The sequence below is a fragment of the Brevibacterium sp. AGC70 genome, from assembly GCF_057334195.1.
The window spans coordinates 121,451-132,021 of the sequence record NZ_JBHFIH010000009.1 but is presented as its reverse complement, the minus strand read 5'-3'; the positions used below and the strand labels follow the sequence as shown (position 1 = coordinate 132,021).

The following is a 10,571-nucleotide window of genomic DNA, read 5'->3' as shown; positions in this document are numbered from 1 at the left end:
GTGCGGCCCGCTTTCAACGGTTGTGTCTGTGCCTTGAAGGGGTCCCCTTGGCCTCCAGCGCACAATCAAGGATTAAGTCTGGTCCGGCTGACCGCGGAGCCAGTACGTTTCTCGGGTCTGTGACATCGAGGTGAAGGTGGCAGGTCGGTGGCGACGAATTCTCGCAAGAGGAGCCGGACCAGCTTCGAGAGTTCCCGGAGGTCGGGCTGGCGGAGTTGCTCCCGTATTTCACGTGCGAGGAGTGGTCGCATACCTGCGGTGGCGGACCTTCAACACGGCCGAGTGGGAGAGTCTGTACGGATTCCAGTTCGCTCGTGCGATGGAGCACGAGGCCCCGAAGCTGGTGTTCCGGGCAGCCTGTGAATACCTGTCGACGTCGCGGCTTGTGCGCCCCGGCGTAGTCAACGTCCTCGAACACGTGGCGACGGCTCGTGTCCGAGCTCGCGAGGAGACCTCGCTGAACCTGGCGCTGTTGCTCACCGGCCGGGTTCGTGCCGACGAAATAGGCTGGCTATCTGACCAGCGTTGAGCAGGCCGGCGATGTCACCGCGTACCGGCATTACTGGGCGCAAGTGACGGAGGGGTAGCCCACGTCGGTGTGAGCTGGGTTACACTAGCGCTTTAGGTTCCAGGGTCATGCGGGACAAGATAGGGACACGTCAAGGAGAGACGATGAGCGAGTTGACCACCACGCAGCCGGCTGGCACGCCGACGTGGATCGACCTGGGCATCCCGGATCTCGACCGCGCGATGACCTTCTACGGCGCGTTGTTCGGTTGGGAGTTCGATGTGGGACCGGCGGAGTTCGGCCACTACACCCAGTGCTTGCTACGGGGCAGGCCCGTCGCGGCCATCAGGCCGAACCCCGATCCCGACGCCACGGAATTCTGGTGGAACGTCTTCTTCGCGACGGATGACTGTGACGCCGCGGCCGCCCGAGCACGGGACGCGGGCGGCTCGATTATCACCGGTCCGATGGACGTGCTGGACCAGGGCCGGACAGCGATCATCAAGGACACCACCGGTGCGCAGTGCGGACTGTGGCAGGCTGGTGCCCACATCGGCTGCGAGATCGTCAACGAGCCGAACACCCTGCTCCGCAACGACCTCGTCACCGCAGAATCCGGACCCGCGCGCGACTTCTACGCCGCGGTCTTCGGCTACACGTTGGATGCCAACCCGGACATGCCCGAGCTCGACTTCACGTTCCTCCGCAGACCGGATGGCCACGAGATCGGCGGCATCGCCGGTGACCCAAAGGCCACGAAGTCCCGTTGGGGGACCTTGTTCCAGGTGGACGACGCCGATGCGGCGGCGCGGCGAGCGGTCGACGCGGGTGGGACCTCGGCCGAGCCCTACGACATGATCTACGGGCGGGTCGCGAACATCACGGACCCGTTCGGCACGGAATTCGATGTCGGTGCGCCGATGACGAGCTGAACCGCCGGTCAGCTGGCGAAGTGGTCCAGCTCGGCAAGACGCGCGTGGATGTCGTCGGTGTGGACCTCCTCGACAAAGTGAGACCGAGGTCGGCTAAGTACCATAATCAAGGTGGACGTGCCTGCGCCGCCGATCGGCATCGCCTGCTTCAATCAAACGGGTGATCACCGCCGTGGTCCCGGATCGTCGCCGTACCCGACACGACGCTGTGATCATCGTCACCACGAGAATCATGTTGCTGTCCCTTGCGACGGTCTTGTTGCGGCCAGGTAATGCCCGATGGTCTCGATGTGGATGACGGCGCCGACGTAGGGGCGTTTGATCATCTGTGTGCTGGAGTGGTCGGCACAGGACCAGGTCGCGTCGTGGACGCTGTTGGCAACAAGACCGGTGCGACGCGGCCTGGCTTCGCGGTCTTGTTGAAGTTCTTCGAGATCGCGGCGCAGTTCCCGAGCGTGACGAGTGAGGCCGCCGGCCGCGGTGGGGTACTTGGCCAAACAGCTGCACGTCATCGCGGACGCATTTCGCGTCGACCGCTTCTTCGGCGTCCTCTCGGACGGCGCCCCGCGGCCGTCGCCACGCGGCCGTCGCCGCGCTCACCGAGCAAGAACAGGCGTGCTTCCCGTCGAATTGGCGGGAGATTCGGCACCATGTGGGACTAAACCGCAGCTCGATCAACTACCTGGTGATCCGTAGTCAGTTTCTCGGTGGCCTTCCCGACACACAGGTTCCTCGACCTGCGTCTCGCGGAGCAACCTATCTGCCAAGACCACGGCCTCACCGGCACCAACCGCAGCCGCCCCGGCCTCGACCAGGCCCCGCCGCCGACTCACCGGCTCCTAAGCGTTGGTTATGCGCTGGATACTACCGTGGGCCCTGAAATTCGCTGTGGCTCAGTCGTGAGACCTGAGAACGTAGGCCAGGCACATGTAGGGCAGGTCAAGCTCACCGTCGAATGGATGTTCGAGGGAGAAGTACTCACGGAGATTCGACTCGACCCGTGACCTCGTCGTCTGGTTCGAACGCAGCCAATAGGAACGGGTCCTCGCCAGATCGACGATGCCCTCGAACGAGAGCGGCGTGGTGAACTCGACCAACTCATGGTCGATGAGGTCGAAGCCTGCAGGGCTCGGACGGTAGGCGGGACGGTACACGTCGCCGGCGTGCATGATCCGACTCAGACGCAGCACCCAATCGATACGCACATCGAGCTGATTGATGAGGATGATCAGCTGCCCATGGGGCCGTAGGATTCGATTGATCTCGGTCGCAGCCGCGGCTTCGTCGAACCAGTGCCATGCCTGTGCCACGGTGACGATATCGACGCAGGCGTCCGGCAGACCCGTATCCTCTGCACTGCCCACGAGACTTCGTGCGGGATTGTTGGCCAACGCCACCTCGTCGGGATCGATGGCGATCACATTCGCACCACGGTCGAGCAGCGCACTGCTGAGAATGCCTGTCCCGGCGCCCAGGTCACAGATCTCAAGAGTGCTCCAGTCACTGCTCACCAGGTTGATGGCGGCATCGGGATACCGGGGACGCACTTCGTCGTAGACGCCCGCCAGCTGGCCGAAGCTGCGTCCATGAGCTGCTTGCGCGCGTGGTCTCACAGTTCGCCCACCCTGACTCGTGAAGTTGATCGATCGTGGTCAACTCTAACTCGTCGTCAAAACCCGTTCCGCCCGCGGTGCTGGCCCGCACCCGGACCGGGAAGTGACTAGGATGGTTGTACCGGTCAAACAAACAGTGACAAGGAGCATCGATGTCCCCCACGTCCGAGCTGCAGGCAGAGCTGGAGAGCGCTTCTGGCGCCTATGAGGAATTCGCTTCCCGCGGGTTGAAACTTGATATCACCCGAGGCAAGCCGGCAAGCGCGCAACTCGACCTGGCGGCAGAGCTTCTGACAGCGGTGACACCCGATGACGTCTTGACGCCCAGCGGAGTCGATACCCGCAACTATGGCGGTCTGGACGGAATCGTCGAGCTGCGTGAACTCTTCTCCCCATTGCTCAAGATCCCTGCGAGCCAATTGCTGGCTGGCGGCAACGCCTCACTGACTCTCATGGCCCAGACACTGACCTTTGCTCTCCTGCACGGCACCGTCGGTGATTCACGACCCTGGGGCCAGGGACCTCACAAACTCATCTGCCCGGTCCCCGGCTACGACAGACACTTCACGCTGGCCGAGTCACTGGGATTCGAACTCCTCAGCATTCCCATGGACTCCGAAGGTCCAGTCGTCGCAGAGGCTCAACGTCTGGCAGAGGACGAGACGGTCAAAGGCATGTGGTTGGTGCCCATGTACTCGAACCCGACAGGCATCACCATCACTGAAGAACGAGCGAAAGAGCTCGCGGCGATGCCGGCAGCGGCACCCGACTTCACGCTGCTGTGGGACAACGCATACGGACTCCACCACCTCCGGGACGAGCATCCCGAGGTTCTCGACATCCTCGACATCTGTGCCAAGGCTGGACACCCGGAACGCCCGTGGATCTTCGCTTCGACGTCGAAGATCACCCACGCGGGAGCCGGTGTCTCCTTCTTCGGTGCGGGTCCGGAGACGATTGACTGGATCCGGGCGAATCTGTCGAAGATCTCGATCGGTCCCGATAAGGTCAACCAGCTGCGTCATCTGCGCTTCTTCTCCGATCCTGCGGGCGTGGAGGAGCACATGCGCCGGCACGCGAAGATCATCGCACCGAAATTCGACGCTGTACTGGACACCTTGGAACGGGAACTGGGCGGCAAGGACCTGGCGCAGTGGACTGAGCCGGACGGTGGTTACTTCATCACCCTGACGACGCTGGAAGGCACCGCGGACCGGATCGTCAAATTGGCCGCCGAGGCTGGGGTCAAGCTGACCCCGGCCGGTGCTACCCATCCCTATGGTCTGGATCCACACAACAACGTCATCCGCATCGCTCCGACCATGCCGACCGTCGAAGACGTGGAACTGGCGGCGCAGGGGCTCGTGGCCTGTGTGAAGCTTGCCAGCTATGAGAAGCTCCTCGCCGGCTGAAGCCTCCGGCTCGCGGTCAGCAGCCTGAATACACGAACTCCTGGTCGGTGCAATCACCGACCAGGAGTTCTTTGTCTGTGCTGGTGCCTCTGGCCTCAGTACTCGTAGAAGCCGCGTCCGGATTTGACTCCGAGCAGGCCGGCATCGACCATGCGTGAGAGCAGCACCGGAGGTTTGGCTGCAGGATCGCCGGTCTCCGAATAGATGCTCTCGGCCGCGTACAGGCATGTGTCAAGACCCACCATGTCGGCAAGTTTGATCGGGCCCATCGGGTGCGCGCAGCCGCCCACCATTCCGGCATCGATGTCTTCCTTGGTGGCGAACCCGGACTCGAGCATGCGAATTGCGCTGCAGAGGTAAGGGATGAGCAGCGCGTTGACGATGAACCCGGGACGGTCCTGGGCCTGGACCGGATTCTTGCCGAGCACCTCGGCGACGAACTCCGTGACCGAGTCACGCACCGAATCGGCGGTGAGCACGGAGGAGACGATCTCGACGAGTGGCTGGACCGAGGCCGGATTGAAGAAATGAACCCCGAGAACACGCTCCGGACGTGAGGTCGACTGCGCGAACCGGACGATCGGCATCGACGACGTATTCGAAGCGAGGATCGCCTCAGGATCAGTCACGACCTTGTCGAGTTCGGCGAAGATCGATTTCTTAATGTCCTCGTTCTCACTCGCGGCCTCAATGACCAGCTGACGATCGGCGAGTTCGCCGATGTCGGTGGTGAATCTCAGCCTGCCGAGGGCCGCGTCACGAGCCTCGGAATCGAGTTTCCCCTTTTCGACTGCGCGGGCCAGTGACTTCTCGATGCGAGCACGGCCGGCTGCGGAGGCTTCATCGTTGATCTCGCGGACGATGACGTCGAGACCCGACTTCGCGAGCACCTCGGCGATGCCGGCTCCCATGAGTCCGCTTCCGATGACTGCGGTGCGTTGAATGCTCATCTGCTGCTCCTTGTGTTGAAGTGTCTGTTCGTCATGTGTGTCACGGCTGCCTGGCGAGGAACCAATCGGAACCGCGAATGGCCTTCATCGCCTCTCGCCGACGTTCCTTAGGCAGGGTCTGAACATAGACCTGACCGTCGAGGTGCGCGACCTCGTGTTGGAGCATCTGCGCGAACACCTCCGTGCCGGAGAGCTCCACCGGTGAGTTCTCCGCGTCCACACCGCGCACACGAGCGAACTCGTAGCGAGGTGTGGGGAAGAACAGACCCGGAACCGAGAGACAGCCTTCCTCGATGTCGCGCAGCTCTCCTGCGACCTCGACGACCTCGGGGTTGATGACATACCCCGTGCGACCGTCGAGGTCATACCCGAATGCCCGCACGCCCACACCGATCTGCGGCGCCGCCACGGCGGCCCGCCCCTCCGGCAGAGACGTGTCCACGAGGTCTTGGGCCAAAGCCTTGAGCCCCTCGTCGAAGACGGTGACCGGTGCGCACGGACTGCGCAGCACCGGATCACCCCACAGGCGGATATCGCGCTCAGCCATCGATGACCACGACGAGGTCGCCGCCTTCAAGCTGCTGGACGTTGCCGATGGCGATGCGGGAGACAGTCCCGGCCGTCTGTGTGGTGATGGAGGCCTCCATCTTCATGGCCTCAATCGTCGCGACTGTTGCGCCGGCTTCGACCTGGTCCCCCTGTGCGACCTGGAGTGTGACTACGCCGGCGAACGGGCTGGCCACGTGGCCGGAGTTTGACGGATCGGCCTTCTCCGCGGTCTTGACGTCGCTTTCGACCGCCCGGTCGCGAACCTGCAGCGGGCGCAGCTGACCGTTGAGGGTGAACATCACCGATCGCATGCCGCGCTCGTCTGTTCCGCTGATTGCCTGCACCCCGATGAGGAGGTCCTTGCCTTTCGACAGCTCAACCGCGTGCTCCTCGCCTGCAGTCAGACCGTAGAGGTATTCCGAGGTCTCAACGACGGACAGGTCGCCGTAGTTGGCTCGCATCTGCTCGAACTCCCTGGTCGGTCCGGGGAACAGGAGCGAATTGAGCTTGGCCTGACGTGCAGCGCCCGGCGTCTCCAGAGCAGCAGCATCCTCTGCCGCGAGATCCTCGGACACAGCCTTGTGTTTGCGCCCTGCCAGGGCCTTCGTGCGGAACGGCTCGGGCCATCCGCCTGGAGGATCACCGAGGTCGCCGCTGAGGAAACCGATCACCGAGTCCGGAATGTCGAACTTGTCCGGATTCTCTGCGAACTCCTTAGGATCGACGCCGGCGCCCACGAGGTGAAGCGCGAGGTCGCCGACGACCTTGGACGAGGGCGTGACCTTGACGAGGTGGCCGAGGATCGCGTCCGCTGCCGCATACATGCGTTCGATGTCCTCGAACCGCTCCCCCAGACCCAGCGCTACGGCCTGCTGGCGCAGGTTGGACAGCTGTCCGCCCGGGATCTCGTGGCGGTAGACACGGCCGGTCGGTCCGGCCAGTCCGGATTCGAACGGGGCATAGACCTTGCGGACGGACTCCCAGTATGGTTCGAGGTCGCTGACCGCGTTCAGGCTGATCTTGGTGTCGCGTTCGGTGTTCTCAAATGCTGCCACCAGAGCCGACAGGCTCGGCTGACTGGTGGTTCCGGCCATCGAGGCAGATGCCGCATCGACCGCGTCGGCTCCGGCTGCGGCCGCAGCGCAGAGCGTGGCCAACTGGCCACCGGCGGTGTCGTGGGTGTGGACGTGGACAGGCAGGTCGAAGTTCTCCCGCAGCGCCGTGACGAGCTTCGTCGCAGCGGCAGGGCGAAGGAGTCCGGCCATGTCCTTGATAGCGAGCACATGGGCACCGGCCGCGACGATCTCTTCTGCGAGCTTCAGGTAGTAGTCGAGCGTGTAGAGCTCTTCTCGCGGATCGAGGATGTCGGAGGTATAGCACAGGGCAACCTCGGCGACGGTGGTGTTCGTGGCCCGAACTGCCTCGATGGCAGGACGCATCTGTTCGACGTCGTTGAGGGCGTCGAAGATGCGGAAGATGTCGATGCCGGTGCGCGCGGCCTCATCGACGAAGGCATCGGTGACCTGGGTCGGGTACGGAGTGTAGCCGACGGTGTTGCGACCGCGCAGCAGCATCTGGAGATTGATGTTGGGAACAGCCGAGCGCAGTGCGGCCAAGCGCTCCCAGGGATCCTCGCCGAGGAAGCGCAGCGCCACATCATAGGTCGCACCTCCCCAGGCTTCGATGCTGAGCAGCTCCGGCGTCATCCGGGACACATGCCCGGCGACGGCCAACAGATCGCGGGTGCGCACTCGGGTCGCCAGCAGCGACTGGTGAGCGTCGCGGAATGTGGTGTCCGTGACCGCCAATGGAGTCTGGCTTCGCAGTGCCTGAGCGAAACCGGTCGGGCCGACCTCGAGGAGTCGATCGCGGCTTCCAGGTGTCGGATCCGTGTCGAGATCGATATCGGGAAGCTTCTCCCCCGGGCGGATGCGCACGCGGGGCTCACCGTTGGGACGGTTGACGGTGACATCGGCCAGGTAGTCGAGGATCTTCGAACCGCGATCCGCACTGACACGAGCGTCGAGCAGATGTGGGCGCTCTTCGATGAATGAGGTTGCGAGATCTCCGGCGATGAATGACTCATCTTCCAGCACGGCCCGCAGAAATCCGATGTTCGACGATACACCGCGGATTCGGAACTCGGCCAGGGCACGTCGTGCACGAGAGATTGCCTGCTCGAAATCGCGACCACGGCAAGTGAGTTTGACCAGCATCGAGTCGAAGTGCGCGCTGACTACTGCTCCTGCGTGGACTGTTCCACCGTCGAGCCGGACACCGGCGCCGCCGGCAGATCGGTAGGCAGTGATGGTTCCAGTGTCGGGACGGAAGGCGTTTGCCGGGTCCTCGGTGGTGATGCGGCACTGGAGGGCGGAGCCCTTGATTCGCATGTCGTCCTGAGCCAGGCCGATCTCTGCCAGGGTCTCCCCCGATGCGACGCGCATCTGTGACGCGACCAGATCGACGTCAGTGATCTCTTCGGTCACCGTGTGTTCGACCTGAATGCGCGGGTTCATCTCGATGAAGACGTGCTTACCCTTGCGCGGGCCGTCGGTTTCGAGGAGGAACTCGACGGTTCCGGCGTTCTGGTAGCCCAGCGCCGCAGCGAATTTCAGAGCATCTGCGTGCAGTGCGTCGGCGATGGCCGGATCCAGGTTCGGCGCCGGTGCGATCTCGACGACCTTCTGATGACGACGTTGGACAGAGCAGTCGCGTTCGAAGAGGTGAATAGCATTCGAGTCGTTGTCGGCAAGGACCTGGACCTCGATGTGACGCGGTCGCTGCACGGCCTGTTCGATGAAGACCGTGGGATCTCCGAAAGCGCCTTCGGCTTCGCGCATCGCCGCCTTGAGCGCGTCCTCCAGCTGTGAGGACTCGGCAACTCGGCGCATTCCGCGTCCGCCGCCACCTGCCACAGCCTTGACGAAGAGCGGGTATTCCATGGAGTCCGCATCGGCCAGCAGCTGAGCTATATCGGCGGAGGGACGAGCCGAATCGAGTACTGGAATACCGGCATTGCGTGCCGCCGTCAGAGCCTGCACCTTGTTGCCGGCAAGTTCGAGAACGTCGGCTTTGGGGCCGATGAACGTGATTCCTGCCTCCTGACAGGCTCGCGCCAAGTCGGGGTTCTCCGACAGGAAACCGTAGCCGGGGTATATCGCGTCGGCCCCCGATTCCTTGGCGACGCGCAGCATCTCTTCGACGCTGAGATACGCGCGAACGGGGTGACCTTCTTGGCCGATCATGTAGGCCTCATCGGCCTTCATTCGGTGTTCGGAGTTCCGATCCTCATAGGGAAAAACAGCGACAGTGGAGGCGCCGAGTTCGTACGCTGCACGGAATGCGCGAACGGCGATCTCTCCACGATTTGCCACAAGAACTTTAGAGAACATCTGTGTCTCTCACTTCTGTATCGATCGCCTAGAGGCGATAGTCGACGGGCTGTCGAGGAACAACTCTACTAAGTGACCCAGAGCACTCGAATACAGGGGGTCTGATTTCGACTCTGCTGCCACGCCCGGCGTGGTCGTGACTGCTCGGCCCGGTTGGATACGTTAACGTAGGAGGGTGCTTGTCCTAAGTATCAGCAGCCTCAAAGGCGGAGTCGGTAAGACGTCCGTGACACTCGGTCTTGCCTCGGCCGCTTACAACCGAGGAATTCCGACCTTGGTCGTCGACATGGATCCGCAAGCGGACTCATCGACCGGCCTTGATGTCCCGACGTCGACACGTGTCGATATCGCCGATGTGCTCGCTGCTCCCAAGTCCCAGAAAATCCTGTCCGAGGCGATCATCCCCTCCGGGTGGGTGGGTGACAAGCTCGGCCAGCTTGACGTGATCTCCGGCTCCCCCAGAGCTGCGGAGTTCGATCGACCCTCATTGTCGGAGAAGTACCTCCGGCGCCTTGAAGACGCACTGAGTCGCGTCGCCAAAGGGTACCGACTGGTTCTCATCGACTGTCCGCCGAGTCTCAACGGGCTCACACGCACCGCGTGGACGGCCAGCAACCGGGTTGCAGTGGTGACCGAGCCCAGCCTGTTCTCAGTAGCAGCCGCGGATCGCGCGCTGCGGGCGGCAGACGAACTGCGCCAACGTGGAACCTCGGACATTCAGCCGCTGGGTCTCGTAGTGAACCGGGTTCGCGCCGGTTCGAACGAACATGACTATCGCATCACTGAGATGCGGGAGATGTTCGGACCGTTGGTGCTCAATCCGCCATTGGCCGAACGTGCCGTGATGCAGCAGGCACAGGGTTCTGCCCGCCCAATTCACACGTGGCCCGGGAAGCCAGCCGAGGAAGTTGCGACTTCATTCGACACCTTGCTGGAACGCGCTCTGCGCTCGGAGAACATCCGTTCGCGCAACACCCCGAAGCAGTAGGACCGAAGCAGCAGTAGGCATCGAACGCCACGTCCTGTGGCAGCTGGCTTGTCCGTGAGGCTTCCTGCTCGTTCCCTTCAGGCTCGAACTCTTGAGCCAGTGGACTCTGGGGTTGTTCAGATTGCGGGCATTGCTGAAGTGAGGGTGCCGTACCTGTTGTCATGCCGAGATGCCTCGCCGCGAGGCTTGATTCTTCTTGATGAAGATGAGTGTGGGGGGGGGGGGGG

At 63.0% G+C, this 10,571-nt stretch carries 9 protein-coding genes; 4 read left to right on the top strand and 5 right to left on the bottom strand.

From position 1 onward, the window contains the following. Positions 1-241: 241 nt before the first annotated feature. Both ACE03M_RS06025 and ACE03M_RS06020 read left to right on the top strand, forming a co-directional pair. Positions 242-529, top strand: coding sequence for a DUF4158 domain-containing protein (locus tag ACE03M_RS06025; protein WP_186293003.1), 288 nt, complete (start codon positions 242-244; stop codon positions 527-529). Between the two features lie 143 nt (positions 530-672). Next, positions 673-1,440, top strand: coding sequence for a VOC family protein (locus ACE03M_RS06020; protein ID WP_143921647.1), 768 nt, complete (start codon positions 673-675; stop codon positions 1,438-1,440). Positions 1,441-1,670: 230 nt separating this feature from the next. Here the strand turns inward: ACE03M_RS06020 and ACE03M_RS06015 are convergent, their stop codons facing one another. Both ACE03M_RS06015 and ACE03M_RS06010 read right to left on the bottom strand, forming a co-directional pair. Beyond that, positions 1,671-1,952 carry a hypothetical protein gene (locus tag ACE03M_RS06015; protein WP_485933147.1) on the bottom strand — a complete coding sequence of 94 codons (282 nt, stop codon included), beginning with the start codon at positions 1,950-1,952 and terminating at the stop codon, positions 1,671-1,673. A gap of 381 nt (positions 1,953-2,333) precedes the next feature. Beyond that, positions 2,334-3,053 carry a class I SAM-dependent methyltransferase gene (locus ACE03M_RS06010; protein WP_485933146.1) on the bottom strand — a complete coding sequence of 240 codons (720 nt, stop codon included), beginning with the start codon at positions 3,051-3,053 and terminating at the stop codon, positions 2,334-2,336. A 152-nt stretch (positions 3,054-3,205) separates the two neighbouring features. Here ACE03M_RS06010 and ACE03M_RS06005 point away from each other — a divergent pair, with 152 nt between their 5' ends. Beyond that, entirely contained in the window at positions 3,206-4,465 is a 1,260-nt protein-coding gene (locus ACE03M_RS06005) for an aspartate aminotransferase type Ic (protein WP_143921644.1), read from the top strand. A gap of 95 nt (positions 4,466-4,560) precedes the next feature. Here ACE03M_RS06005 and ACE03M_RS06000 read toward each other — a convergent pair whose 3' ends face one another. The 3 genes from ACE03M_RS06000 to ACE03M_RS05990 are packed head-to-tail and all read right to left on the bottom strand — an operon-like array spanning position 4,561 to position 9,356. Continuing rightward, complete coding sequence (locus tag ACE03M_RS06000; RefSeq protein WP_485933145.1) at positions 4,561-5,415, bottom strand: 3-hydroxybutyryl-CoA dehydrogenase; 855 nt, start codon at positions 5,413-5,415, stop codon at positions 4,561-4,563. 40 nt (positions 5,416-5,455) lie between these two features. Then, entirely contained in the window at positions 5,456-5,962 is a 507-nt protein-coding gene (locus tag ACE03M_RS05995; protein WP_143921642.1) for a peptide deformylase, read from the bottom strand. Next, positions 5,955-9,356: a pyruvate carboxylase gene (locus tag ACE03M_RS05990; protein ID WP_485933144.1), complete on the bottom strand. Its 3,402-nt coding sequence runs from the start codon at positions 9,354-9,356 to the stop codon at positions 5,955-5,957. The genes ACE03M_RS05995 and ACE03M_RS05990 overlap by 8 nt, the downstream gene beginning before the upstream one ends. Before the next feature lie 175 nt (positions 9,357-9,531). Here ACE03M_RS05990 and ACE03M_RS05985 point away from each other — a divergent pair, with 175 nt between their 5' ends. Then, on the top strand, positions 9,532-10,344 hold the full coding sequence (locus ACE03M_RS05985) for a ParA family protein (protein ID WP_143921640.1): 813 nt from the start codon (positions 9,532-9,534) through the stop codon (positions 10,342-10,344). Positions 10,345-10,571: the final 227 nt, after the last annotated feature.